The organism is Campylobacter fetus subsp. fetus (assembly GCF_900475935.1).
Classification (GTDB): domain Bacteria; phylum Campylobacterota; class Campylobacteria; order Campylobacterales; family Campylobacteraceae; genus Campylobacter; species Campylobacter fetus.
This window is the reverse complement of the sequence record NZ_LS483431.1, coordinates 1,036,572-1,062,196: the sequence shown is the minus strand read 5'-3', so window position 1 is coordinate 1,062,196 and position 25,625 is coordinate 1,036,572. Positions and strand designations below refer to the sequence as shown.

24 protein-coding genes, 1 tRNA gene and 1 pseudogene are annotated in these 25,625 nt (G+C 32.6%); 12 read left to right on the top strand and 14 right to left on the bottom strand.

Translation table 11 applies throughout. The annotated features are described in order from the left end of the window. Positions 1 to 29: 29 nt before the first annotated feature. The 11 genes and pseudogenes from DQN38_RS05240 to DQN38_RS05195 all read right to left on the bottom strand — a co-directional run bounded on the left by DQN38_RS05240 (position 30) and on the right by DQN38_RS05195 (position 9,167). On the bottom strand, positions 30 to 512 hold the full coding sequence (locus tag DQN38_RS05240) for a hypothetical protein (RefSeq protein WP_065843826.1): 483 nt from the start codon (positions 510 to 512) through the stop codon (positions 30 to 32). Beyond that, complete coding sequence (locus DQN38_RS05235) at positions 512 to 1,438, bottom strand: type II secretion system protein (protein ID WP_002849642.1); 927 nt, start codon at positions 1,436 to 1,438, stop codon at positions 512 to 514. Before DQN38_RS05235 ends, DQN38_RS05240 begins: the two co-directional genes overlap by 1 nt. A 170-nt stretch (positions 1,439 to 1,608) precedes the next feature. Continuing rightward, positions 1,609 to 2,112 carry a type II secretion system protein gene (locus tag DQN38_RS05230; RefSeq protein WP_170117943.1) on the bottom strand — a complete coding sequence of 168 codons (504 nt, stop codon included), beginning with the start codon at positions 2,110 to 2,112 and terminating at the stop codon, positions 1,609 to 1,611. Between the two features lie 27 nt (positions 2,113 to 2,139). Then, entirely contained in the window at positions 2,140 to 2,526 is a 387-nt protein-coding gene (gene fliW / locus DQN38_RS05225; RefSeq protein ID WP_002849638.1) for a flagellar assembly protein FliW, read from the bottom strand. A 109-nt stretch (positions 2,527 to 2,635) separates the two neighbouring features. Beyond that, complete coding sequence (locus DQN38_RS05220; protein ID WP_002849637.1) at positions 2,636 to 3,739, bottom strand: L-rhamnose mutarotase; 1,104 nt, start codon at positions 3,737 to 3,739, stop codon at positions 2,636 to 2,638. Between the two features lie 25 nt (positions 3,740 to 3,764). Further along, on the bottom strand, positions 3,765 to 4,964 hold the full coding sequence (fucP, locus tag DQN38_RS05215) for an L-fucose:H+ symporter permease (RefSeq protein ID WP_011732067.1): 1,200 nt from the start codon (positions 4,962 to 4,964) through the stop codon (positions 3,765 to 3,767). A 10-nt stretch (positions 4,965 to 4,974) separates the two neighbouring features. Continuing rightward, on the bottom strand, positions 4,975 to 5,751 hold the full coding sequence (locus DQN38_RS05210) for an SDR family oxidoreductase (RefSeq protein ID WP_065843825.1): 777 nt from the start codon (positions 5,749 to 5,751) through the stop codon (positions 4,975 to 4,977). Between the two features lie 20 nt (positions 5,752 to 5,771). Beyond that, positions 5,772 to 7,019 carry a UxaA family hydrolase gene (locus DQN38_RS05205; protein WP_046037378.1) on the bottom strand — a complete coding sequence of 416 codons (1,248 nt, stop codon included), beginning with the start codon at positions 7,017 to 7,019 and terminating at the stop codon, positions 5,772 to 5,774. Positions 7,020 to 7,070: 51 nt separating this feature from the next. Beyond that, positions 7,071 to 7,289: pseudogene (locus DQN38_RS09005) on the bottom strand (UxaA family hydrolase); the annotation flags it as partial. Beyond that, positions 7,286 to 8,173 carry a dihydrodipicolinate synthase family protein gene (locus DQN38_RS05200; RefSeq protein WP_065843824.1) on the bottom strand — a complete coding sequence of 296 codons (888 nt, stop codon included), beginning with the start codon at positions 8,171 to 8,173 and terminating at the stop codon, positions 7,286 to 7,288. The pseudogene DQN38_RS09005 and the gene DQN38_RS05200, both read right to left, overlap by 4 nt. 226 nt (positions 8,174 to 8,399) lie before the next feature. After that, a complete protein-coding gene (locus tag DQN38_RS05195) occupies positions 8,400 to 9,167 on the bottom strand; it encodes an IclR family transcriptional regulator (RefSeq protein WP_011732064.1) in 768 nt (255 codons plus the stop codon). Between the two features lie 148 nt (positions 9,168 to 9,315). Here DQN38_RS05195 and DQN38_RS05190 point away from each other — a divergent pair, with 148 nt between their 5' ends. The 6 genes from DQN38_RS05190 to DQN38_RS05165 all read left to right on the top strand — a co-directional run bounded on the left by DQN38_RS05190 (position 9,316) and on the right by DQN38_RS05165 (position 17,532). After that, positions 9,316 to 9,963 carry an outer membrane protein assembly factor BamD gene (locus DQN38_RS05190; RefSeq protein WP_002849630.1) on the top strand — a complete coding sequence of 216 codons (648 nt, stop codon included), beginning with the start codon at positions 9,316 to 9,318 and terminating at the stop codon, positions 9,961 to 9,963. Positions 9,964 to 9,971: 8 nt separating this feature from the next. Beyond that, positions 9,972 to 12,368, top strand: a complete 2,397-nt coding sequence (gene lon, locus DQN38_RS05185) for an endopeptidase La (RefSeq protein WP_038453584.1) — start codon at positions 9,972 to 9,974, stop codon at positions 12,366 to 12,368. 265 nt (positions 12,369 to 12,633) lie between these two features. Next, positions 12,634 to 14,622, top strand: a complete 1,989-nt coding sequence (locus DQN38_RS05180; RefSeq protein WP_065843822.1) for a TonB-dependent receptor domain-containing protein — start codon at positions 12,634 to 12,636, stop codon at positions 14,620 to 14,622. Between the two features lie 256 nt (positions 14,623 to 14,878). Further along, positions 14,879 to 16,321 (top strand): catalase, encoded by a 1,443-nt coding sequence (locus DQN38_RS05175; protein ID WP_002849625.1) that lies wholly within the window; start codon positions 14,879 to 14,881, stop codon positions 16,319 to 16,321. Positions 16,322 to 16,433: 112 nt separating this feature from the next. Then, positions 16,434 to 16,952 (top strand): ankyrin repeat domain-containing protein, encoded by a 519-nt coding sequence (locus tag DQN38_RS05170; protein WP_002849623.1) that lies wholly within the window; start codon positions 16,434 to 16,436, stop codon positions 16,950 to 16,952. Positions 16,953 to 17,097: 145 nt separating this feature from the next. Further along, positions 17,098 to 17,532 carry a hypothetical protein gene (locus tag DQN38_RS05165; protein WP_065843821.1) on the top strand — a complete coding sequence of 145 codons (435 nt, stop codon included), beginning with the start codon at positions 17,098 to 17,100 and terminating at the stop codon, positions 17,530 to 17,532. A gap of 62 nt (positions 17,533 to 17,594) precedes the next feature. Here DQN38_RS05165 and glnA read toward each other — a convergent pair whose 3' ends face one another. From glnA to DQN38_RS05150, 3 genes are all read right to left on the bottom strand, one after another. Then, positions 17,595 to 19,022: a type I glutamate--ammonia ligase gene (gene glnA / locus DQN38_RS05160; protein WP_002849620.1), complete on the bottom strand. Its 1,428-nt coding sequence runs from the start codon at positions 19,020 to 19,022 to the stop codon at positions 17,595 to 17,597. 88 nt (positions 19,023 to 19,110) lie between these two features. Beyond that, positions 19,111 to 19,890: a histidinol-phosphatase gene (locus DQN38_RS05155; RefSeq protein ID WP_065843845.1), complete on the bottom strand. Its 780-nt coding sequence runs from the start codon at positions 19,888 to 19,890 to the stop codon at positions 19,111 to 19,113. A 413-nt stretch (positions 19,891 to 20,303) separates the two neighbouring features. After that, a tRNA-Arg gene (locus DQN38_RS05150) sits at positions 20,304 to 20,380 on the bottom strand. A 496-nt stretch (positions 20,381 to 20,876) separates the two neighbouring features. Here DQN38_RS05150 and DQN38_RS05145 point away from each other — a divergent pair. From DQN38_RS05145 to DQN38_RS05120, 6 genes are all read left to right on the top strand, one after another. Continuing rightward, positions 20,877 to 21,611, top strand: coding sequence for a hypothetical protein (locus DQN38_RS05145; RefSeq protein WP_011732062.1), 735 nt, complete (start codon positions 20,877 to 20,879; stop codon positions 21,609 to 21,611). Then, the gene (locus DQN38_RS05140; protein ID WP_002849617.1) at positions 21,608 to 22,864 is read left to right on the top strand and encodes a peptidase U32 family protein; all 1,257 of its coding nucleotides are present in this window, start codon (positions 21,608 to 21,610) and stop codon (positions 22,862 to 22,864) included. Before DQN38_RS05145 ends, DQN38_RS05140 begins: the two co-directional genes overlap by 4 nt. A 141-nt stretch (positions 22,865 to 23,005) precedes the next feature. After that, entirely contained in the window at positions 23,006 to 23,503 is a 498-nt protein-coding gene (purE, locus tag DQN38_RS05135) for a 5-(carboxyamino)imidazole ribonucleotide mutase (RefSeq protein ID WP_011732061.1), read from the top strand. A gap of 11 nt (positions 23,504 to 23,514) precedes the next feature. Further along, positions 23,515 to 23,985, top strand: a complete 471-nt coding sequence (locus DQN38_RS05130; protein ID WP_011732060.1) for a DUF3972 domain-containing protein — start codon at positions 23,515 to 23,517, stop codon at positions 23,983 to 23,985. 46 nt (positions 23,986 to 24,031) lie between these two features. After that, the gene (gene glyQ, locus DQN38_RS05125) at positions 24,032 to 24,889 is read left to right on the top strand and encodes a glycine--tRNA ligase subunit alpha (protein ID WP_002849611.1); all 858 of its coding nucleotides are present in this window, start codon (positions 24,032 to 24,034) and stop codon (positions 24,887 to 24,889) included. After that, a complete protein-coding gene (locus DQN38_RS05120; protein WP_065843846.1) occupies positions 24,886 to 25,608 on the top strand; it encodes a Nif3-like dinuclear metal center hexameric protein in 723 nt (240 codons plus the stop codon). Before glyQ ends, DQN38_RS05120 begins: the two co-directional genes overlap by 4 nt. The last annotated feature ends 17 nt before the right edge of the window (positions 25,609 to 25,625 follow it).

Genomic DNA, 25,625 nt, shown 5'->3' with positions numbered 1-25,625 from the left:
GAATAAAGTTAATATATTATACCATAAAATCACGGTTTTTGGATAGTTGTACGCTTTATGGAGATCTGTTCTTGAGTAATCCTTGCGTCTGAGATTACGCTTGTATCTAAGATGACTGCTTGGATAGAAGTTTTAGGTTTTCCATCAGCGTCTTTTAGCTCTTGACCGTCTTTATCTTGTGTAATACCAGAATCTATCCATTCTGTACACTTGGTAGGCGGATTTGCTCCTATATACGTTACATCTACAGTAATTGTAAAAATGGGTTTGTCTGTTGTTGGATAGGATAAAGTGAAATTATTGTCGCAATCTGCTTCTGTAAAGTCTTTTTCTTGAATTTTTAGTATAGCGTACTCAGTTCCGCTAATAGCTAAAAGTTTTGCTTGTTCATATAGATATAAATCCGCGCTCTCTTTGCTACCTCCGGCTATGATTCTTAATGTAAGAGTTCCTACTATCCCAAGCATAACTACAAAAAATATCGCCATAATCAAACTAAAAGCTTTTTTCATCACTGCACCACCTGGGTTTTACAAACTTCTAATTTTTGACCTTTTATTTTAAAATTTGGATCTTCTAAGCAGAGTTTTATAGAGATAGAGTCGCTTCCGCCTAGATACATAAATCTAAGTGAGCTTACGTTTTCGGCTAATACGTTTTTCCTAACTTCTTTGTGCGTTCCATTATCATTTCCAAATGGAATAAATTCGGTTAGCCAAAGATTGTTATCCTTATCTATACTAAGTTGATTTATGGAGTGAGATAGATAGTATAGCTCAGATATTTCTAATTTATTAGTATCTTTCTTTTCAAGAAATTTCGGTTTATCTATATTTAAATTCGTATCATTTTTAATTTTTATTTTATGTGCTAAAGGATTTTTATCATCTGATTTTATATTATAGTATTGATCATTGTTGTTTCCCTGATCTACTTTAAATACTATAAAAAGATCACTAAAACCCAAATCTTTTATAATATTTTCAATCTTTGAAAAATTACTTCCCGGTGAGTTGATAGTTAGTACTTCTTCATTTTTATCTGTTTTATCTGGATGTGTTTTATCTTTATCTAAATTTATAAATCCGCTCCAGCCGAGTATTCTTTTATCATCGTTAAATATTCTTTGTGTTTCATAGCTTTGCATATACCATATAATCGGATATTTTTTATTAGTCTTTATATCGTCATCCGTTAGTTTGTCTAAACGCTTATATTTATTTTCTATATTTACTGATAAAGTCGGTTTTATGCGGTATGATAGTCGTTTTTCTATCTGCTCTATAACTGTTTTTGATATAGATTCTAGCTCTACTATACTTTTTTGTCTAATGTAATTTGTATAAATTACATCAAATATTTTAACTCCTATAGATAGCAATATACCAGAAATTACTATAGCTACGACTAGTTCTATCATAGTAAATGCGCGTTTCATTATTTAAACTCACTATTCGCAAAAGATTTTGTAATAATCTTAGGCGTTCCTATATTAAAACTATAAGCTCTCATTACTACGTTTTTTTTCTTATCTGAAAGAGTTGCTGTTGTTTCTATCTTTACTGAGATTTCATTTGTTGTATTTTTAGTATATGCTCCTTCTAGATTTCATTCATTGTTAGGTACGTAAAGATAGCTTACTGTTACGGTATAATCTAATTTTAGAATATTTTTACGCTCATTGAATTTTGGATTTGATATATCTATACTTCCTTTGTCTTGATCAAATTGATTTATTCCTTCTTTTTTAGCAGCAGTTCCTACGATTTCTGCATTGACTTCTTCTGTGGTGCCATCATCCTTTAATCTTGTAATATCCCTTTTGTTATAAAAGCTATTTAAACCCGGTCTACTTTTTGCCAGATTGTCTACAGATGATGTTTTTAAGATAGGGAAAGACGATGTATTTGAGTTTGATTGATTCAACGCACTGTTCCAAGGATATAATAATATTTGAGAGAGTTTTGTTTTTGATGAGGTTATGGCTTCTTGTAGTAAAACAGCTTCATTTGTTTTTGTGCTGGACATCACTAGTGCAGGTACAGCTGCCGCGCTAATTCCTACTATAACAATAACTAAGATAAGCTCTAATACCGTAAAAGCATGTTTCATAGTAGTTTAGTGGCTTTTGCCACTAAATTATTTCTTTTTAAGAAGCGTGCTTATTTTTTCAGCTTGACTATACTGAGGGTAATTCACAGGATCTAGTATAACTTGCGAAAGAGTCATATTTGTAGTATTACAAACTATAGGAGCCATAAAATTTACGCTTGATTCTTCTATAGGGCTAGAAATAACTAGCATATTATATACTTGTAATTCGCTTTTGTCGCTTATTTGCATTAAATCTTGATAGTATGTAGGTATATCAAATTCATAATTTCTTAGTGAATATGGATTTATCATAGTAAATGACGTATCTCCGTCTTTGTCTTGCATTTTAACAAAAAAATCATCAATCTTTGTAATTTCTACGTTTTTAATACCTTCAAAACCTAATATTGGACTTTTAACACTGAATGTCATCTGCATGCTCCTTTTTTAAATTTAGTATATTCTACCATTTTTTATCGTAAATTTAAAGTATTTTTTTAAAATTTTAGACTTAATGTTGAGAATTTCTTTAAATTTAAAACTATTTTAGTCGATAAACTAAATCCATAGCTGCCCACCACTCATCTTTTTTAGCATCTTCGATTCTTTTTTGGCATGGATCAGTTAATTTCCACCATTCTTTCGTAGCTTCATCATTAGCCATTTTTGTCATATCATAATCAAAATCATCTCCGTTGTACTCCATAATAGAAAAAAGCATATCATCTCTATGATAAATCTCATATCTGGTTATACCGCACTCTTTTATCATTTTATTTACTCCTGATAGCGGATTTTCATGAAGTTTTTTGTAGGTATCGATTTTGTCTTTTCTTATTTTTATCACACTTGCGAATTTCTGTGTTTTGTTGATTTTGTAGAGTTTTTTTGCGTTTTTTGAGAAAAAATCAGCGTCGTCTGCGAAGTACTCTCTTAAGATTTGTAAATGTTCGTCGAAATTTGAATACAGCTCGACAACCGGGAAATTCGAAGCATATAGAAGTTTACTTTTATCGAATTCTCCGGTTACGAAGTTAAGAAGATTTTTTACAAAACTTTTATCGTTGGTCGCAAATCCGGAAATTTTTAGATATGCGTTTGGAAGTTTTGCTATTTTAGACATTGTTCTTTTATATTCGCTATTTAGTTCTTTTACGTTTGCGCAGTGGTTTATCACTACTTTTAAATCAGGAACTAAAGATAGAGCACTATAGATATCTTCTATTTCATCAACTCTGTTACAGCTTTCAAATATCAGATCCATTTGGCTTAAAACTTCAAGCCCGGATATGAAACTTTTCTCTAAGCATCTTCCGCGCTTAGAGCTATCTATATGCAAAGGTTCTCTAACTCCTGCTATTCCAAGAGGTAGTCTCATATGCTCACATAGTTTTGCTCTCATAATTTTGGCTAATATAAAAGGACTGTTTAAACTAAATATATGTTCATCCTCTTTTACCCTATCATCGCAATCCACCTCGACATAAATTCCTCCTTTAAAGCAGAGATCGTATTTGCCATAAGCTTTGCATATATCATCTATATCAAAACTTCTGTTTATAACTCCTTTATAAGAGTTTAGCCAAGGTAAATGCAGTATATCTAAATCCCAGATATGAAAGTGAGTATCTACTATTTCAAGCATATTTTTAACCTTTTTAAAATTTAAATTAATCTAGTTTGCTTCCTTTAAATCCATACCAAGCAACAAATAAAAAGCACGGAAATAATACTAAAAATCCAGCGGCAGTTTGATGCGTTACGTCTGCTATTTTACCCATAATAAAAGGCATTATAGCGCCGCCTACTATACTCATTACAAGTATGCTAGAAGCAGGTTTTACTAAATTTGAAGGTATATTTACTATGCTTAAAGCAAATATAGTCGGAAAACTTATACTCATAAAGAAAAACATAGCTATAAGAGCATATACGCTTATAGGTCCGCTTAATATATAAAGCAAAATTATGATGATAGAGTTTATGAGTGCATATATTCCAAGTACGTTATTTGGACTAAATTTTACCATAAATGGAGTAGTTACGACTCTTCCTATCATAAATGCTACTAAAGCCGTACTAAGATACCAAGCTGCATTAGCATCACTAAGAGTATCCCAGTGTTCTACTGAGTAATTTATAAAAAAAGCTCCGGCTCCTACTTGAGCAGCTACATATAAAAATTGTGCTAAAACGCCTATTTTAAAGTGTTTATAGTTTAATAGATCTTTATATCCTCCGCTATTTTGTTGTTTTTCATCTTCGTTTGTTATCTCAGGCATTTTAATGATTATAAAAAGCAGCATGATAAACAAGACTATAGCCGCTATTCCTACGTATACCATTTGTACGTTTTTCATATTTTCATCCAAATTTCCATGACTTAAAGATAAAAATAGACTTCCGCCGATTATCGGTCCGATAAATTGCCCAACGCCATTAAAACTTTGAGCTAAATTTAGGCGAAAAGAGGCTCTTTTGTCACTTCCTAATTTTGTGATGTATGGATTTGCATTTGTTTCAAGACTTCCAAGTCCGCAAGCTAAGATAAAAAATGCAAGTAAGAATAGATCGAAATTCGCACTATTGCTAGCCGGAATTATCATCAAAGATCCAATAGCATAAAGCAGCAATCCTACTATGATACCGACTTTATAACTATATTTACTAGCTATAAGCGAAGCCGGTATGGCGATGATAAAATATGCACCAAAATACGCAGCTTGTAGAAGTCCAGAGTTTGCTTTTGTGATTCCAAGATGAGTTTGAAAGTTTTTGTTCATAACGTCTAAAAGTCCGTAACTAAGCCCCCATAGCAAAAATAGAGACGTAACTAGTATAAAAGTTATTTTGATATTTTTGTTTTGCATATTTTCTCCTTTATAATGCTCTATCAAGATGCACGTATCCGCCGTCTACAAATATCCATTGACCGGTAGTATGACTAGATAATTCGGATAATAAAAAAATAGCCGTATCGGCTATCTCTTTGACTGTGGTAAATCTATGTTCAAATGGAATTTTTTCTGTTATCAGCTTTAGTCTGGCTTCTGGATTTTCAAAGTTTTTTATCCAGTTTTCATAAAGCGGCGTGTAGCACTCCGCTACTATTATCGCGTTGCTTCTTACGCTATCTTTAGCCAAAGCCGCCGCCCACTCTCTACTAAGAGCTAGTATAGCTCCTTTTGCAGCAGCGTAAGCGCTAGTTTTGCCTTGTCCTGTAAGTGCTGTTTTGGAGCTGATATTTAGTATGGAGCCTTTGCTTGCTTTTAAGTACGGAAGCGAGCTATGAACGACTTCATAATAATGGGTTAAATTTGAATGCAAGCTTTTTTCAAATTCCATCCAGCTTGTCGATTCTAAATCTTTATTATCGTTTGCTCCTGCGTTATTTACTACTGCATAAATTCCTCTATATTCCTTAGCGGCATAATCGATAACTGGTTTTATCTCGTCTGTATTATTTAAATCTATCTGAATAAATTTAAATTTAGAAGTTAAACTTTTCAAGCTATTTTCAAATTCATTTGACGCTTTTGATCTAGATAGTATAATAGGAATAGCACCTTCTTTAGCCAATCCAAGAGATATACCCGCTCCTATGCCTTTTGCGCCGCCAGTAACTATGACAACTCTATCTTTTAAATTTAGATCCATGTTTTATCCTTTAAATTTAGTTAAACCGTTGTGGCAAGCCGCCATACCGAAAAGTCGTTTTGGTCATTTTGTTCAGCTTTTGTGAGTTTTCCGTTTGAGATGGCAACTATAAAATCTAAAATTTCTTCACCTACTTCTTTTATATTTTTTTGACCGTCTATTATGCTGCCTGCATTTATATCTATAGCGTCATTCATATTGTGATAAATGGCACTATTAGACGATACTTTTATAGTCGGAGTTATGGGACTTCCTGTAGGCGTTCCTCTTCCTGTAGTAAATACACATATATTACATCCTCCAGCAACCATTGCGCTTAACTGCTCTATATCGTTTCCGGGGGTATCCATTAGAGTAAGACCTTTTTGGGTGATAGGCTGCGCATATCTTTTTACGCTTATTACCGGTTGATTTCCTGCTTTGTAAATGCAGCCAAGAGATTTTTCCTCGATTGAGCTTAATCCTCCTTCTATGTTGCCCGGGCTAGGATTTGCTCCTCTTATATCTGCTTTTGAATCCAAAACTCTTTGTTCAAAGCTTGTTATGGTAGATATTACTTGTTCTTTTATATCTTCATTTATACTTCTAGCCGCTAATATATGCTCGGCTCCTATAAGCTCTGTAGTTTCAGCTAAGATAACGCTGCCGCCTTTTTGTATAACTATATCGCTAGCTACTCCTAAAGCAGGATTTGCGCTTAAACCTGAAAAACTATCGCTTCCTCCACACTCAGTACCTAAAATCAAATCGCTTAAATCACCGCGACTTTTTTTAAATTTAAGAGCATTTTGTAGCATATTTTTAGCTATTTTTATACCTTTTTCTATGCTTTTTCTAGTTCCTCCGCTTTGTTGAATGGTAAAATACTCCACTTCCTTATAAGGTGCTCTATCTTTTATCTCTTTTGCCACGTTTTGAGCGCTTATTACTTCACATCCAAGTCCTATTACTAAAACTCCATAAACATTTGGATTTGCACCATTTCCAACCAGTGTATCCATAGTCTGTCTTGCATCAAATTCAAGCTGGCTGCATCCGTGTTGATGAGTCACATATACTATTTTGCACTCATCATTTCCTAGTCCTAAACCATAGTTTATAGCAGCTGCTATCTTTTCTACTACTTTATTTGCGCAATGTACGCTAGGAAGGATTAAAATATGATTTCTAAGTCCAAAGCTGCCATCGCTTCGTCTATAGCCTTGAAGCTCGTATTTTTTATCGTTTGACGCTGCTTGTTTCTTATTTTTTAATTTTTGAGAAGCGATATGTAAATTTCCACTTATGTCTCCTCTGCCTCTAGTACCTTCGATATTGTGTACATGTATCCATGCGCCTTTTTTAATGTCTTGATTTGCTATGCCGATGATTGATGAGTATTTTATTATAGCTTCACCTTTTTTAATATCTTTTGTAGCGAATTTATGCCCTTTTGAGATATCTTCTATTATCGTTACGCCAAGTTCTACACTGTTTTTTTGAATGAGTTTTAAAGCAGTTGCCGCATTATCCTTTTCATCTACGTGAATAGCGTTCATTTTACTAACCTTCTCGCATCTTCTAATATCATTTTTGCTTTTTCAAATTTAATCTCGTCTAAAGAGTTAAACGGAAAAATAGCATTTTCATTTAAATTTAATCCATTTAAATTTAAAAGCTTTTTAAATATTAGTGAGAAATTAGCGTCTAGTGTATATAATTGCATTAGTTTATTTATGGCCGATGAACAGTTTTTTAAATTTATAAAATCATTATCATTTGCAGATTTTACAAGCTTTGTCCATATGTCCGGGGCTATATTTGATAATCCAGATATACAGCCGACTCCGCCAGCAAAAATATTATCTACAAAATGATCGTCAAAACCGGAGTATACGCTGAAATTATGTTGTTTTGTTGCTTCTATTATCTCTTTTGTATGAGAAACCATAGGAGTAGTATCTTTTATACCTTTTATATTTATATTTCGTTCTATAAGCTTTAAAACTGTTTTTGAGCTTATATCATTTCCTGTTCTAGCCGGATAATTATATATAAATATGTTTCCATGCACCATTTTTGCTAGTTTATCATAGTAGTCAAAAAGATTTTCCTGCGAAGCGGCGTAATAGTACGGAGATACTACTAAAACGCCTTTTGCACCGTTATCTATAGAGTAATTGCTAAGTTCTACGCACTCTTTAAAGTTTAAAGAGCCTGTTCCTACAAATAGTGGATATTTTGATATTTTTAAGTATAAATCTATGAGCTTCTTTTTTTGTTCGGTATCAAAAGCTGTAAATTCTCCGGTACTTCCAAAAAGCACAAATCCATCTAAGCTAAATTCGCAAAGATACTCCAAAAGTCTTGCATTTGCTTTTAAATCTATATTTTGCTCATCATCGAAAATCGTTACGGTAGGAGTATATATAACACTTTTCATAAATTCATCTTTCTAATTTATTTATCGTATATACAAACTAATATTTAATATACGATAAAATATAGTAACAAATTTATACTATAATGTCAATAAAATCGCAAATAATTATCATAAATAGTGTAGAAATGAAACACTTTATACGGTATATTAAAAATAAATTTATGTTCAATTATTTTATATTTAATTTTGTATATACGAACTATATGAGAAACTTGATAAATTTGAATTATTTTGATTTATAAATTAGGCTATTTTCTTTTTCTATAAGAGCGGCTTGAAGTTTTAAAATTTCTATAATAGAGCGAATTTTTTCATTATTTGATCGATATATCGGTAGGCTAACGCTAATTGAGGCTATGATTTTTCCATCAGATCTAAGAGGAACCGCCACGCATTCTATATCTTTATCGCTCTCTGCTATTTCGTGCGCGTATCCATTTGCCCGCACTTCATAAATTTGTTTTAAAAGTGAGCTTATATCCGAAACTGTATTTTGTGTATATTTTTGAAATGAGTTTTTATCTAAATATAGCTTTCTTATCTCATCATCATTTAATCCGCTAAGCAAGCACTTACCGAGCGCAGTAGCGTACGCAGGTAGATTTTTTCCTACGTATGATTCTAATTTGATGGCTTGTTTTGGTTCTGTTTTTTCTATATATAAAACATCTGACCCGTCAAGTACGCCTAGTTGGCATATTTCGCCGCAAACAAAGACTATATCTTTCATATGAGGTTTTATAGTATCTATAAAATCTAGCGAATGCACGTAAGCGTTTCCGATTTTAAAACAGTTTTTGCCGATATTTATCTTATTTTCATTTATTTGTAAAAAATCTTCATAAATGAGAGTTGTTAAAATAGGATGAAGAGTACCTTTTGATATACCTGTTATTTGTGAAATTTCAGAAAAACTAAGTCCGTTGTTGTTTACAAAAAGTACTTTAAATATCTCTAGAACTCTAAGAGTTGGATTGTGCAGTTTCTTTTCCATTTGCGGATTATAGCATAAATAATTTCAAATTTAAATATAGATTTTTTCTAAATTTACTAAATATTGATATAATCATTTACCATAAAATTTAAACCGATTTTATACTTTATTTATAGTAAAATATTGCATTACTAAAAAAAGGAAACAGATGAAAATAAATTTAAAAAGTGTCATCTTTGCAGTTAGCTTACTTGTTTTTGTCGGCTGCAGCGATAAAAATGACAATGAACTTTTTAATCTAACGCCAGATGGCTGGTATTCTCAAATTATCGAAGATATAAAAAGTAACGATTTAGATAGCGCCGATAAACATTATGTCTCATTTGCTAGCGAACACGTAGCTTCACCGCTTTTAGAGCAGATGCTACTTATATTAGCTCAAGCTCACGTAGATGAAGAGCAGTATATTTTAGCGAATTTCTATCTTGATGAATATATAAAAAGATATGGAACAAAGCAATCTATAGAATTTGCTCAGTATCTAAAGATAAAGGCAAATTTCGATTCTTTTACAAAACCGAATAGAAATCAAAAACTTATGCAAGATAGTATTTATGAGATAGAAAAATTTCTAAACGCATACCCAAATACGCAATACAGACCTCTTATAGAAACTATGTTGGTTAAATTTAGGTTAGCAAAACAGTATTTAGATACCCAAATTTATGATCTTTATGAAAGAACAGACAGAGGCGAGTCGGCTGAAATTTATAAAGATAAATTAGAAAGTTCGCCTTTAAATAACGTAGATTCTATAAAACCAAAACTTCCTTGGTATATGAGACCTTTTGAGTAGGAGATTTGATGCAGATAAATAGTATAAGAACTTTTCCGGCAAATTTACCGGTTATCGTGGAAGATGAGCTGTTTTTGTACCCTTTTATGATAACACCTCTTTTTTTAAATGATGAGAAAAACATAAAAGCACTTGACTTGGCTCTTAGAGATAATACTCCTATTTTGGTTGTATCATCAAAACCGCAAAATGAGGGTATGAGAGAGTTTGATACTTGCTATAGCGCTGGAGTTATAGGAAGTGTTATGAGAAGGATATCTCTTCCTGATGGTAGAGTAAAAATACTTTTTCAAGGCTCACAAAAAGGCAAAATCATAGCCAACATAAGCTCTGATCCGCTTATAGCGCTAGTAGATACTATAGATATAGAAAGACCTTCTAATCAAAAAGTGGATGCACTTTTGAGCGTGTTAAGAGAAAAGGTAAAAAGCTTAAGCTTATTAAATCACTTTTTTCCTCCAGATCTCTTAAAAACTATAGATGAAAGTATAGAAGCTACTAGGGTTTGTGATCTTATTTCAAGTGCTTTAAGACTTAAAAAAGGTGTAGCTTACGACTTTTTTATAGAAGAAAATTTAGAAAATAGAGTACTTAAAATAATTGATTATTTAATAGAGGAGATAGAGGCTAATAAACTCCAAAAAGAGATAAAATCAAAAGTTCATTCTAAAATAGATAAAGTAAATAAAGAGTATTTCTTAAAAGAGCAGTTAAAAGAGATACAAAAAGAGCTTGGTAGTGATGTTGGGCGTGAAGAAGAGATAAGTGAGTATAAAAATAAATTAGAAGCCAAAAAACCGTATATGGGAGAAGATGCTTATAAAGAGATAAATAAGCAAATTCTAAAACTATCACGTATGCATCCTGATGGCTCAGAAGCTAGCATGACAGGAAGCTACTTGGATTGGGCTTTAGATGTGCCTTTTGGAAATTTCTCTAAAAAAAAGCTAGGTGTAAAAGATGTGGCTAATCAGCTTGATAGCGATCATTACGGACTGCAAAAGCCAAAAAAACGCATAGTCGAATATTTTGGGCTAAGAGAACTTTTGGAACTTAGAGGACTTGATTCTAAAACAAATAATGGAGTTATACTATGTTTTGCGGGACCTCCTGGAGTAGGTAAAACAAGTCTTGCAAACTCTATTTCAAAAGCTTTAAAAAGAGAGCTTGTGCGAATAGCCTTGGGCGGGCTTGAAGACGTAAATGAGTTAAGAGGTCATAGAAGAACTTATATAGGAGCTATGCCGGGGCGAATAGTGCAAGGATTGATAGAAGCTAAAACCATGAATCCAGTCGTTGTTTTAGATGAGATAGATAAGCTTGCAAGATCATATAAAGGAGATCCAACCGCTGTTTTATTAGAAGTTTTAGATCCCGAGCAGAACTCTAAATTTAGGGATTATTATCTGAATTTTAATGTAGATTTAAGTAAGGTTATATTTATAGCCACCGCAAATGATATAGGACTTATACCAGCTCCGCTTAGAGATAGGATGGAGTTTATATCGTTAAATAGCTACACTCCGCAAGAAAAGTTTCAGATAGCAAAAAAATATCTCATTCCTTCAGAGCTTAAAAAACATGGATTAAAACCATCTGAAATCAGTATAACAAAAGAAGCTTTAAGCTTGATAATAGAAGAATATACAAGAGAGAGCGGAGTAAGAAATTTAAGAAGAAAAATAGCCGATATCTTAAGAAAAGTCGCTCTTGAGATTTTGGAAAATAAGATACAAAAAGTATCCATAACTCCTAAAAATTTAAAAAACTTTTTGGATAAAAAAGTATTTGAGATAGATAGCGTAGACAGCACGGATCAAGTAGGTATAGTTAACGGGCTTGCGTGGACGAGTGTCGGTGGAGATGTACTAAAAATCGAAGTTGTACGCATAAAAGGCAAAGGATCTATGCAGATCACGGGACAGCTTGGAGATGTGATGAAAGAGTCTGCCCAGATATCTTTTAGCCTAATTAAGACTCTTATTGATACAAATAAGATAAAAGTTCCAAAATCTATGCTTGCAAAAGACGATAAAGGCAAAGAAATGGCGGTTTATAACTCATTTGATCTTCATATCCACGTTCCTGAGGGAGCCACTCCAAAAGACGGTCCTAGCGCAGGTATAACTATGAGTACTGCCATAGCGTCTATACTTAGCGATACTCCTATAAAAAGCGATGTTGCTATGACAGGAGAGATCACTTTGAGTGGAAAAGTTCTTCCTATAGGAGGATTAAAGGAGAAGCTCATAGCAGCTTATAAAGCTAAAATAAAAACTGCTTTGATTCCGCGTAAAAATTATGATCGCGATCTTGAGGAGATACCAAGCGAGGTCAAAGAAAATATGCAGATAATTCCTGTAGATACGATAGAAGATGTCCTAAAGTTATCGTTTTCAAAGTAAATTCATACTCAATTTTATTTTATTATTATTTTGATTTTATTAAATTTAAACGCCTTTAAAAGGCGTTTAATATTATATTATTATATTAATATATTTAATCTATATATAAGATAATATTAGATACTATCATATCCTAGACTTCGTTTATTTGCAGTTTAAAACTAAAATATAGTGCAAGTTCCTATATTTATTTTTAACAATAAAATTTAATTTAATAATAAAAATATCTATTTACTAATAGTTATAAATTCATAAAAGGATCAAAATGCGTTTTTCATCTGTCATTGCAAGCTCTTTGCTATGTGCTACTGTTTTAAATGCTAGTTCAGACACTCCTAGCAAAAATTCAGTCGTGGTGTTGGATAAAATCAGTGTTAGCTCGAAGATAGAAAAAAATATCTTAGATGAGCCTACAAAAGTAGAAATTGCAGGAAAAGAGACTATTTTGGAATCTCCGGATCTAGCAAAGTCGCTTTTAAACGTTAGCGGATTTTCTATGACTAGAAAAGGTGGCGGAGGAAGTGAAATTTTATATCGTTCTCAAGGCGCCGGAAGGCTTCCTATATTCATAGATAACTCTTTATTGCATGGAGGTTGCGGCGGTAGAATGGACACTGCCGTTACTTATATATCTCCTGAAAATTATAGATCAGTTAGGATCATTAAAGGACCTCAAGACGTAAGATTCGGAGCTCTTATAAGCGGCGCGGTGTTATTTGATAGAGATATGCTTCGTCTTAGCGAAACTACTTTTAATGGAAATTTAAATGCGCTTTATGGTAGTTTTGATAGAAGAGAAACAAGCGTAAATTTATTAGGCGGAAATGATCTAGGAAGCTTGCAAGCAACCGGCGGAATTTATAAAAGTGGTGATTATAAAGATGGCGATGGTAACAATGTTCATTCTAAATATTCAAAAAAGACAGGCGCTCTTATAGCTACATTTACTCCTTTAGATGATACTGCTTTAAGCTTTAGTGCTGATTTTGGAAGCGGAAAAGCCGCTTACGCAGATAGAGCTATGGATGGAGTAAAGTTTGACCGCACGTCTTTTGGTTTTGGATTGGAGCAGGGCTTTGGCGAGCATCAGCTAAATATGCAAGCTTTTTATCATGAGATAGATCACGTTATGGATAATTTTTCTCTACGACCAAATATCAACAAAGGAAATAGTTATAATTATAGCAACCCAAAAAGAGAGATAAAAGGTATCAGAGCCGAGGGAGTTTTAAATTTCGGTGATTTAACAGGATTTATAGGTGCTTCATATAGTACAGACGAACATAGCTCAAGAAACGGCATGGGGTCAAGCGGCGGAATAGTAACAAATTTAGTTAGTAGTATGCCTTATAGAAAAAATGCAGTAATAGACTATACTTCTGGATTTGCTCAAGGCGAATATATAGAAGGCGATTATGGAATATTTAGCGGCGTTAGGATAGATCACGTTAGCATAGATAAATATAACGCAGGGCAATTAGCCACTACAAAAGATCAAAATCCGGTATCTGCGTTTGTTAGGTATGAGCGTTATTTAAATGATTTGACTTTATATGCGGGTTTAGGACATGCTCAAAGAGTTGCTGATTTTTGGGAGTTTTCAAAAGTAGGCGGTATGGATTTAAATAAAGAAAAAAATAGCCAAATCGACTTAGGAAGCGTACTTAAAAATGATAATTCCGAGGTGAGTTTCAATCTTTTTGCTTCTAAAATAGATGATTATATAATGCTTCGATACGGTACTGCTACGAGCGCGTTTAATACCGATGTTATGATGCTTGGCGGAGAGCTTGATGCAGAGATATTGCTACAAGATCTATTTAAAATAGGCGGTGGCGCTTCATATACATACGGAAAAAATTTAAAAAATACAAACGGTTTAAGAGACGGCGATCCTCTACCTCAAATTTCACCGCTTGCATTTAAATTTTTAGTTGGACTTGAGCAAAAATCATGGTTTGCAAATGCACAATTTTATGCTAATGCAGCTCAACATCGCTATAAAGAAGGTTATGGAAATGCCATAGGAAAGGATTTAGGATATAGTGATGATTTTTGGACGGTTGGACTGTATGGCGGATATAAATATAAAAATTATCAATTCTTGGTTGCGGCTGAAAATTTAAATAACGCACTTTATAGTTACCATAACTCCAAAAACGGATCAGCAATTTCTACTTTAGATATCCCTGCTACTACTAGAGTTTATGAACCGGGACGAAGCTTTTGGATAAAATTTAAAGCACATTTTTAATCAATATAAATTTAATTAATACAAAATTCCATACTCTATATACCAAATATTTATCTAGAGTATGGAATTTATTTCTATTTAGACTTTTAAATTTCCTGTATTTAAGCTATAATAACCTTAATATATAGAGTTAATCAGCTATATAACAAAAATAATATTAAGAACTGTAATCAATAAAAATTATTTCTATTTAAAATTTATTATCATTTAATAGATATAATTCTCAAACAATAAAATTTATTATAAAGGAATAAATATGGCAAAGTTATTAAATACAGCTAGCGGCAATCCAATCGCTGATAATCAAAATAGTTTAACAGCGGGCGTAAGAGGTCCTGTTTTATTACAAGATTATCAATTACTTGAAAAACTTGCATTTCAAAACAGAGAGAGAATCCCTGAAAGAACAGTACATGCAAACGGTAGCGGAGCTTATGGAGAGTTAGAAATCACTGAAGATATCAGCAAATATACTAAAGCTTCACTTTTCCAAAAAGGTGAAAAAACAAAACTATTTTTAAGATTTTCAACAGTTGCAGGCGAAGCCGGTGCTGCTGATGCTGAGAGAGACGTTCGTGGTTTTGCTATCAAATTTTATACAAAAGAGGGTAACTGGGATTTAGTGGGTAATAATACTCCTACATTCTTTTTAAGAGACGGTTTTAAATTTCCAGATTTTATCCATACTCAAAAAAGAGATCCAAAAACTCATTTAAGATCAAATAGCGCAGCCTGGGATTTTTGGTCATTAAATCCTGAAACACTTCATCAAGTAACTATACTTATGAGCGATCGCGGAATTCCTGCAAGCTACCGCCATATGCATGGTTTTGGAAGCCATACTTATAGCCTTATAAATGCAAAAGGTGAAAGATTTTGGGTTAAATTCCACTTTAAAACAAGACAAGGAATTAAAAATCTTACAAACGCAGAAGCTGGTGCTATAGTGGCAAAAGACAGAGAGAGCCATCAAAGAGATCTATATAATAGTATCGATAAAGGTGATTTTCCAAAATGGGATTTCAAAATACAAATTATGACTGAAGAAGAAGCTAATAACTGTAAATTTAATCCATTTGATTTAACAAAAATTTGGCCTCATGCAGAGTATCCGCTAATCCCGGTTGGCGTAATGACTTTAAATAAAAATCCTGAAAATTATTTCAACGAAGTAGAGCAAGCCGCATTTAGCCCAAGTAACATAGTTCCTGGCATTAGCTACAGCCCAGATCGTATGCTTCAAGCTAGAATTTTCAGCTATCCAGATGCTCAAAGATATAGAATAGGCGTACATTATCAACAACTAGACGTGAATAAACCGATAGTAAACGTAAATAATTATTATGTAGGTGGATCTATGAATAACGGTAGCTATAAACAAGAGCCGCACGCTTATTATGAGCCAAATAGTTTTGGCGGTCCTGCTGAAAACAAAGATTATCTTGAGCCTGATCTTGCTATATCAAATGCAGCTCAAAGATTTGATCATAGAGTAGATACAGATTATTATAGTAATGCAGCAGCGTTATTTGCGATACTTCCGGCTGATGAAAAAGAGAGACTTTATTCAAATATCGCTGAGAGTATGGATGGAGTCGAGGATTTCATCATAGAAAGAGCGCTTGGTCACTTTGAAAAAATTAATCCGGCTTACGCAGCAGGAGTAAAAGCGGCACTTTCTTCTAAGAAAAGTTGTTAATACGACTAAATAAAATAATTAAATAATTCTTAAGCTGCTTATTTTTAAGCAGCTTTTCAAATTTAAAAGTCTTTTTTGGAAGTTTTTCAAATTTGAAAAAAAAGGAAATAATATGGAAAATATAAACTTAACGCCAGAAGAAGAAAAAAGATATGAAGAACTTTGCGGATATGCTTTTAATTTTGCTAGAAATAATGAATATAGCGAACTTGAAAAGATGATAAATTCAGGACTTAGTCCAAATTTAAAAAATCATAAAGGTGATAGTTTGATTATGCTAGCAGCTTATAATGGTTCATTGGAAACTACTAAAATGCTTATTCAAAAAGGCGCTAGAGTAGATGAAAGAAATGATAGAGGTCAAACTCCGCTTGCTGGAGTATGTTTCAAAGGAAATTTAGAAATAGTAAAACTTCTAGTTGAAAATGGTGCGGATATAGATGCAAATAACGGCATGGGACTTACTCCGTACAGTTTTGCAGTTATGTTTAATAGAGGCGAAATAGCCGAGTATTTACTTACTAAAAGTAGAAAAAGAACTATTTTGAAGATAATAAGTGCTAAAGTCTTAAAACTATTTTCAAAGAAAAAATCTGCAAATTTAAATCAAACTCCTAGTACTGCGATATAAAAAAAGGGTTTTATAACCCTTTTTTACTCTATTTTTATAATATTTTTAAATTTAATTGTATGGCTTTTAATTCTATCAAAATTTTTATATTCGTAATTTTTGGAATATATTTTGCTTATAATTTTCAACTAAAAAAGGAGTTAAAATGCAAGTAACTGATAGTATTATCACAAAATATGTCGGCTCAGCTTATAAAAGTATCAACAATGATGATAATAGTTTTGGAGATACTTTGACTAATCTAGTTAGTCAATCGTCTAGTAATGACAATCCTTCAAATAGCAATAAGATAGACACCGTTGAAAAATTCTTAGAAAATTTGAGTAAATACGGTTCTGCCGTAACTCTAATAAATATAAATCAACAAAAAATTGATGAGAAATTAGAGCAAAAAAGACAAGAACTTATGGCTAGTTTGGATGTTGAGAACTTAAGCGATGAAGACAAAGCTAAAGCTATAGCAAGTATAAATGAGACTCTTGAGGATTATAAAAAACAGCTTGAAAAAGAGATGAATGAAAAACGTATGGCAGAACAAACCGACAAGGATAAGCTTAAATCCATACTTTCAAATTTATAATATTTTTATATTGATATTTATTTAGTTTTAGGGTTTTTGCCCCAAAACTAAATTTACATAAACTAACAAGAAAATGAAGTTTTAAACTCAAACGGAGTAGGTCTTTGCTCATAAGGCCATACTTGAGTTTCAAATTTATAATGTTGATATGTTTCTATAAATAAATTGCTCATTGCGGGACTTAGATATTTATTATCACGGATAACTGCTTCAAGGCTGCCTCTTAAAGTGTGAGGAAGTTGCTCTATACCTCGATCTCTTATCTCATCAAGAGTTAGCTCAAACAAATCTTCATCCATAGGACCGACAGGTTCCACTTTATTTTTTATACCATCAAGCCCTGCTAGAAGCATAGCAGCAAACGCTAAATATGGGCAAGCCGTGCTATCTGGAAATCTAAACTCCGCTCTAACGCTTTTCTCTCCTGAACCATAAGGAATACGACAACTAGCGCTTCTGTTTTGGCAAGAATAAGTTAAAATGCTAGGAGCTTCAAAACCAGGAATTAATCTTTTATAACTATTTGTACTAGGGTTTGTAAATGCAGCCACGCTTCTTGCGTGTTTTAAAACACCACCTATATACCACCTTGCGATATCGCTAAGATTTGCATAATTTCCATCTTTATAAAATAAATTTTTACCGTCTTTCCAGATAGATTGATGTACGTGCATACCGCTTCCGTTATCTCCATAAAGCGGTTTTGGCATAAATGTAGCTGTTTTACCGTTTAGATGAGCTACCATTTTTACTACATATTTATAAATTTGAACATTATCCGCAGCCTCTACAAGTGTGCCGAATTTGACGCCTATTTCGCCTTGTCCTTGAGCAACTTCATGATGAACCACAAAAGTTTCAAGTCCTACTTGTTCAAGTACATTTACCATTTCAGCTCTTAGATCCACCATGCTATCGACTGGTTGAACTGGAAAATATCCACCTTTGGTGCGTGGTCTGTGACCCGTATTGTATCCATCTGTATACTCTTTACCATCATTCCACTCGCCTTCTTCCGTATCTACTTCATACATAGCGCAATTTGGTTTATCTATAATGCGAACATTGTCAAATACAAAAAACTCATTTTCAGGTCCAAAGTAAGCTACGTCTCCTACACCGCTATCTCTTAGATATTGCGATGCCTTTTTTGCTATACTTCTAGGACATTTTTCATATAATTCACCTTTGTATATGTCATAAACATCACATATTACTATAATAGTCGTATCTGCAGTAAAAGGATCTAAAAACGCAGTTTCTACATCTGGTTTTAGCATCATATCTGATTTATGAATCGGCTGCCAAGCGTCTATAGAACTACCATCAAACGGAAGTCCGTTGAATGAATCTTCATTAATCGCTTTTATATTATACGATACGTGATGCCAAGTACCTTTTAAGTCCGTGAAACGAAAATCCACAAATTTGACTTCATTTTCCTTGCAGAACTCAAAAAATTCTTTTACGTTATTTACAAATTTGCCCATATCGGCTCCTTTAAAAATTTAAATTTTAAGAATTATACCATAAAATTTTAATTTTAAGCTTAGTTTTATATTAAAAATATAGTCTTTTTTAAATTTTAATCATTTTCCTATTTCTATTTATAAAAATCGCAGCTTCATTAAATCCAAATTCTTTCGCTTTTTGCATAGTTTTTTCCATATTTGCTCCGACATGATCGACTGCGTGAGCGTCGCTTGAAAAAGTTATAGGTATGTTAAACTCAGCTAGCATTTCTAAAATTTCATCACTAGGATATAACTCACTGACTGGTTTTCTATATCCTGCACTGTTTAATTCAACTACCAAATTTGCTTTTTTTATCTCTTTTATGGCATTTTTTGCTATGATTTTTATCTCTTTTGTTGGTTTGAAATTAAATACTTTTATAAGATCTATATGACCGACTATATCAAATTTTCCGCATTTAGCTAAATTTTCTATAGCATTAAAGTATTGTTCCCAAATTTGGTTTATATCTTTGTTTTTGTACTCGCCTATGAACTCTGGATTATCAAATCCCCATCCGCCGATAAAATGTACCGAACCGATGAAGTAATCACACTTTGCATTTAAAACTCGTTCATCCATATAGCCATCTAAAAAATCAACTTCATAACCAAATAAAATTTCCATTTTGTTATCAAATTTGGCTTTGACTTCATCTATTATTTGTCTATAAAGTTGCATTTGCTCAAATTTCATTCTGTATTTTTCATCAAATTTCATTGGATTGTGGTCACTAAATCCGTAGTATTTACACCCCATTGAGTAAGCTTTTTGTGCGTATTGTATAGGTGAGCCTGAAGCGTGATTACAAAGCGGTGTATGGTTATGTAGGTCTATTATCATTTTCTTTCCCCTAAGTTATTAATATATTTTTATTGTTCATAAAACCTTTATTAAATATATTTATTATTTAGCTGTATATTTAATACATTTTATAAGTAACAAATATATAAATCGAAAAAATCATTCAAATCAGCTAAAACTTTAAAATTAACTACATATAAAAATATATATAGCTAATTTTATTTTAAATTTTAAATTATACCGATAAATTAAATATCATAAAAATACTAAAATTACATGATCAAGACAAAAGTTATATAAAATATCGAATTAAAAGTTTAACTAAAATTATGTTGGAAAACACTTAATTTCATACGAATTGATTTAAATTTTGATATTAAAAAAAGACAATGATTTTACAGAAATGTGTTAAACTGCAATAAATTAAGATAGAATTAATTAAAATAATAGAATGGTGCGCCCTAGAGAATTCGAATCTCTGACCTTTTGAACCGCAATCAAATGCTCTATCCAGCTGAGCTAAGAGCGCACTAAATAAGAAGTCGCAATTATACAGAACTTTTCCTTAAAAGAAACAAAATATTTTTATAGAATATACTATAAATTTAATATTATACATTAGAATATGCTGATTAATTATTATAAAAATTTGTTAAAATATTTTGATTTAAAGCGACAGATATTTATCAAATCTTGACTTATTTATAATAAATTAATAGATAAATTTATTGTTTTAATAAATTTAAAAAAGCAGTATAAATAATCCAAATATATCATGAAGTATTATAAATATTAGAGTTACACAATCGATATTTTTTAAATTATTAAAAGATTTATAATACATTTTTTTATGTTTTAGAGGCTATTTTTTACAGCTATTTTTGTATTATATTATAAGTATTTTATATATTTTATAAAGTATATTTTTATAAAAATAGGAGTTGAAATTTAAAAAAATGTTGCTTGTAAAGCAATTTTTAGAAATTTTAAGCTACAATATGGGAATTAAGTTTTAGGAGTTTTTGATGACGCAAGAAGAGTTAGATGCTTTGATGGCTGATGGTCTTGATGGTGATGAACAAACGTCTGAGGTAAATGATGATATTTTAGATGAATCTTCTCAGAGTAGTAGTAATTCAAATTTAGAAACAGAGCAAGAGACAAGTAAATGTAAAGATAAAGATGAAGACAGTAGTTATAGAGTATCATCTACTAGTGCGTGGCCACCGCCTCCTCCTACGGATGATCACAAAATGGTTCGTCAATTAGATGATGTAACAAAAGACTCTGAAGAAAAAGCTACAGAGATGTTTGATAAGCTAGAAACTATAAATAATTTTTTTATGGACGCTGAAAATGTTTGTAATGAAGCAAAAGATTTAGCTACTAAAAATATAGAAGTATTTGAAAAACTTCTTGATAAATTTCCAAACGTCGCAACATTTGCCCAAATGCTCGAGTCAAATAAAGACTTAGAAGGCAAATTTGAAGATATCGTAGGCAATTTGCAAATGGGTCAAGATGAAGTGATGATGACTATGGATATGATGCAGTATCAAGATATTCATAGACAAAAAATAGAACGCGTTATAAACGTTATGAGAGCACTTAGTAAGTATATGAATAGCCTATTTGAGGGCAAAGTCGATGATGAGAAACGAGTTAGCTCTGCTGTGCATATAGAAGGCGATACAACTACTGAAAATATCGTAAGCAATGAAGATATAGAAGCTTTAATTGAAAATTTAGGCAAAAAGTGAAAAAACCCGAGCTTCTGAGTCCTGCTGGAAATTTAACAAAATTAAAAATAGCATTAAATTACGGTGCAGACGCTGTATATGCTAGTGTAGGCAGCTTTTCTTTACGCCAAAGAAGTGCAAAAGAATTTAATTTAGAAAGCTTTGAAGAGGGCGTGAGACTAGCTCATAAGCATAATGCTAAATTTTACGCTACTATAAATGGATTTCCTTTTAACGGTCAAATAGAACCTTTAAAAAGACATATAAAAACGGTGTCTAGTTTTGGTGTAGATGCATTTATCATAGCAACTCCGGGAGTTATGAGTTTAGCTAAAGAGATAGCTCCTGATATCGAAGTTCATTTATCAACTCAAGCAAATGTTATGAACTATCTTGATGCTTCTATCTATCATCAGATGGGCGCTAGTCGTATAGTAGCCGCGCGTGAAATGAGCTTAAAAGACGCAGTTTTAATAAAAGAAAAAATTCCTAGTCTTGAAATAGAAATTTTTTGTCACGGCTCTATGTGTTTTGCATACTCTGGACGTTGTTTGATATCTGCTGTGCAAAGCGGACGTTTTAGTAACCGCGGAAGTTGTGCGAATGACTGTAGGTTCAAGTATGAATTGTATGCTAAAAGTGAAGATAACGGAGCTTTATTTAGATTGGAAGAAGACGAGAGTGGAACTCATATAATGAACTCAAAAGATCTAAATTTAGCCGTTCATATAGAAAAGATTATAAAAACCGGAGCGATCGATAGCTTAAAGATAGAAGGTCGCACAAAAAGTGAGTATTACGCTGCTTGTACGACAAGAGCTTACAGAATGGCTATCGATGATGCGATAAACGGTAAATTCGAACCATCTGTATATGAAGCCGAGCTCAATACATTAAAAAATCGCGGATTTAGCGATGGATATTTGATACATAAACCTTATGAGAGATCAAATACTCAAAATCATATTTCTAGCATAGAAGAGGGCACTCATCAAGTTCATGCTATAAGTGAAGACGGCGAGTATTTTAAAACCAAATTTAAAATATCACCAAATGAAGCTTATGAGATAATGGCACCGATTGGGTCAGATATAAATTTAGGTCAAAATGAGCTTGGAATGGTTTATGAAAATGGTGGTAAGTATTTTGTGGAATTTACAAAACTCATTAGTAAAAAGGGTAAAGAATTTGACGAGATCCATAGCGGTAATGAAAATGAGATAAAACTTCCGTTTAAGCTACCTGAGTTTAGTTTTTTGCGAAAAGAGATCTAAAAAAATTCGTTAAGTTAAAGCGTTAAAATTTGATTTATAATGAAGTTTTGATTAAATTTGATAACTAATTTATATAAATTTTTATAAGTTTGAAAATAGCTTAACTCGGCTGTAAAATAGAAAATAAAAAGGAGTTTTGGAATGAAATTTGTTAGTATTATTATGGGAAGTAAAAGTGACTATGAAATAGTAAATGAAGCTGCTAAAATTTTAGAGAGTTTCGGTGTTAAATTTGAAATGATTATCAGTTCGGCTCATAGAAGTCCTAAGCGTACGCATGATTATGTTATAGATGCAGATAAAAGGGGCGCGACGGTATTCATCTGCGCTGCTGGTATGGCAGCTCATTTAGCAGGTGCAGTAGCTGCAAATACAGCCAAACCAGTTATCGGAGTACCTATGGGTGGTTCAGCCGTAAATGGTATAGACGCTCTTTATTCTACTGTTCAGATGCCAGCTGGTATGCCGGTTGCGACTCTTGCTATAGGCAAAGCAGGAGCAAAAAATGCAGCTTACTTGGCTATGCAAATTCTAGCACTAAATGATGAAAGCTTAAGTCAAAAATTATTAGACGATAGAACAAAACAAGCTTTAATGCTTGAAGAGGATTCTAAAAAAATAGAAGTTTTACTAGGATAAAAAGGAGCAAAATGAAAACCTATCTTGAAATCGACGAGTTCTGCAAACTAGTTCATCTAAACCGTGATGTTGTGGATGAAATGATCGAAAGAGGAGTTCTAAAAACAAAAACCGAAAACGATACTATCTATATAGAAGCGAATGAAGGCACTATGAGCGTTGTCCCAACTAGCTTAAATGAGATGAATATTACTTCAAATCCAACTCTTCCTGGGGAAAGTTTTGTAGAAAAAACTATAGGTACGATTTTAAATTTGCATGAAAAAGTTTTGGACGCCAAAGATGAGACTTTAGAAGCTTTGCGTAATGAAAATAAATTTCTAAAAGAAGCGCTTTATTCTATGCAAGATTTATATGATGAAGATAGAAAAACCGTTGAAACTCTTACTAATCAGCTTAAAATTTCTCAAGATGAAGTTGAATTTCTCAAAAGGAAATATAAACTTATGTGGAACAAAGCTGTAGAAAATTTTAAATCTTAAGTTATTTAAATTTAAGCTACTAAAGTGATAAAATTAAAGGAATTATATGACATTTAGCGAGATAATACTTACTCTTCAAACGTATTGGCATGAGCAAGGCTGCATTATAGTCCAGCCTTACGATATGCCTGCTGGCGCAGGAACTTACCATCAAGCAACATTTTTAAGAAGTCTTGGCGATAAACCGTGGAACGTAGCTTACGTAGCACCTAGCCGCCGCCCGACTGATGGTAGATATGGTGAAAATCCAAATCGTCTTGGGAGCTATTATCAGTTTCAAGTGATAATGAAACCAAGTCCAAAAAATATACAAGAACTCTATCTAAAAAGCTTGGAGCGTTTAGGTCTTGATATAAATAAACACGATATACGTTTCGTAGAAGACAACTGGGAAAGCCCAACTCTTGGAGCTTGGGGTCTTGGTTGGGAAGTTTGGTTAGACGGTATGGAAGTGACGCAATTTACGTATTTTCAGCAAGTAGGCGGAATTCCTTGCGAGTTAGTTAGTGCTGAAGTAACTTATGGAATTGAGCGTTTAGCTATGTATTTACAAGATAAAAATAACGTATATGATATAGTTTGGGATGAAAGAGACGGTAAAATCGTCACTTACGGTGATGTTCATAAACAAAGTGAATATGAGTTTAGCAAATACAACTTTGAGATCGCCGATACTGCTATACTTTTTAAACATTTTGAAGATTATGGTAAAGAGTGTAAAGCGATACTAGAACACGGCTTAGCCCTACCTGCTTATGACTATTGCATGCTCGCGGCTCATACATTTAACGTGCTTGATGCAAGAGGAGCTATAAGTGTTACGCAGCGTCAAGATTTTATACTAAAAATTAGAGAGTTAGCAAAGGGCTGTGCTTTAGCTTATAAAGAGAGCTTGCAAAAGTGAAAATATCCGAGATTTACGCTATTTTAGATAGTATCGCTCCATTTGAAAATCAAGAAAATTGGGATAATTCGGGACTTATTATAGGAAGTATGAACAGTGAGTTTGATCAAGTTGTTTTAAGCCTTGATTTAGATACGAATATAGTAAATAATGCTAAAGAAAAAACTCTTTTTATAACTCATCATCCGCTTATTTTTAAGGGTTTAAAGAGGCTTGAATTATCTAAATTTCCATCAAATTTAATAAATATAATGCTTAAAAAAGATATAAGTCTTATATCTATGCATACAAATTTTGATTTGCATGTGTTAAATAAGTATGTTTTGAGCGAAGTTTTAGGATATAGGGATTTTATAGAGGACGGTTTTATACTAAAATTTGACGTAAATAAAAGTTTTGAAGAGTTTGCAAATGAGATAAAAACGAAACTTAAAATATCAAATTTAAGAGTTGTAAAATCAAATGAATTTATAAAAACAGCTGCATTTTGTACGGGAAGCGGAGCAGATCTAATAGGTGATTTTGAAGCCGACTGTTTTTTAAGCGGAGATTTTAAATACCATACGGCTTTAGAATGTTATGAAAATTCTCTTAGTCTTATAGATATCGGACATTTTGAAAGTGAGCGGTATTTTGGGGATTCATTGGCTGCTTACTTGCAAAAAAACGGAGTTTTTGCTACAATCACAAATTCAATCAATCCATTTGAATATCGTTAATCAAAAAAAGGACATAT

Coding starts and splice junctions, on each gene's coding strand:
- fliW (WP_002849638.1), bottom strand. CDS start 2,526: ATGACATTCAGTGTTAAAAGTCCAATATTAGGTTTTGAAGGTATTAAA.
- DQN38_RS05230 (WP_170117943.1), bottom strand. CDS start 2,112: ATGAAACATGCTTTTACGGTATTAGAGCTTATCTTAGTTATTGTTATA.
- DQN38_RS05195 (WP_011732064.1), bottom strand. CDS start 9,167: ATGGAAAAGAAACTGCACAATCCAACTCTTAGAGTTCTAGAGATATTT.
- DQN38_RS05235 (WP_002849642.1), bottom strand. CDS start 1,438: ATGAAACGCGCATTTACTATGATAGAACTAGTCGTAGCTATAGTAATT.
- fucP (WP_011732067.1), bottom strand. CDS start 4,964: ATGCAAAACAAAAATATCAAAATAACTTTTATACTAGTTACGTCTCTA.
- DQN38_RS05220 (WP_002849637.1), bottom strand. CDS start 3,739: ATGCTTGAAATAGTAGATACTCACTTTCATATCTGGGATTTAGATATA.
- lon (WP_038453584.1), top strand. CDS start 9,972: ATGCAGATAAATAGTATAAGAACTTTTCCGGCAAATTTACCGGTTATC.
- DQN38_RS05200 (WP_065843824.1), bottom strand. CDS start 8,173: ATGAAAAGTGTTATATATACTCCTACCGTAACGATTTTCGATGATGAG.
- DQN38_RS05145 (WP_011732062.1), top strand. CDS start 20,877: ATGACGCAAGAAGAGTTAGATGCTTTGATGGCTGATGGTCTTGATGGT.
- DQN38_RS05130 (WP_011732060.1), top strand. CDS start 23,515: ATGAAAACCTATCTTGAAATCGACGAGTTCTGCAAACTAGTTCATCTA.
- DQN38_RS05180 (WP_065843822.1), top strand. CDS start 12,634: ATGCGTTTTTCATCTGTCATTGCAAGCTCTTTGCTATGTGCTACTGTT.
- DQN38_RS05170 (WP_002849623.1), top strand. CDS start 16,434: ATGGAAAATATAAACTTAACGCCAGAAGAAGAAAAAAGATATGAAGAA.
- DQN38_RS05155 (WP_065843845.1), bottom strand. CDS start 19,890: ATGATAATAGACCTACATAACCATACACCGCTTTGTAATCACGCTTCA.
- purE (WP_011732061.1), top strand. CDS start 23,006: ATGAAATTTGTTAGTATTATTATGGGAAGTAAAAGTGACTATGAAATA.
- DQN38_RS05165 (WP_065843821.1), top strand. CDS start 17,098: ATGCAAGTAACTGATAGTATTATCACAAAATATGTCGGCTCAGCTTAT.
- glyQ (WP_002849611.1), top strand. CDS start 24,032: ATGACATTTAGCGAGATAATACTTACTCTTCAAACGTATTGGCATGAG.
- DQN38_RS05240 (WP_065843826.1), bottom strand. CDS start 512: ATGAAAAAAGCTTTTAGTTTGATTATGGCGATATTTTTTGTAGTTATG.
- DQN38_RS05210 (WP_065843825.1), bottom strand. CDS start 5,751: ATGGATCTAAATTTAAAAGATAGAGTTGTCATAGTTACTGGCGGCGCA.
- DQN38_RS05175 (WP_002849625.1), top strand. CDS start 14,879: ATGGCAAAGTTATTAAATACAGCTAGCGGCAATCCAATCGCTGATAAT.
- DQN38_RS05190 (WP_002849630.1), top strand. CDS start 9,316: ATGAAAATAAATTTAAAAAGTGTCATCTTTGCAGTTAGCTTACTTGTT.
- glnA (WP_002849620.1), bottom strand. CDS start 19,022: ATGGGCAAATTTGTAAATAACGTAAAAGAATTTTTTGAGTTCTGCAAG.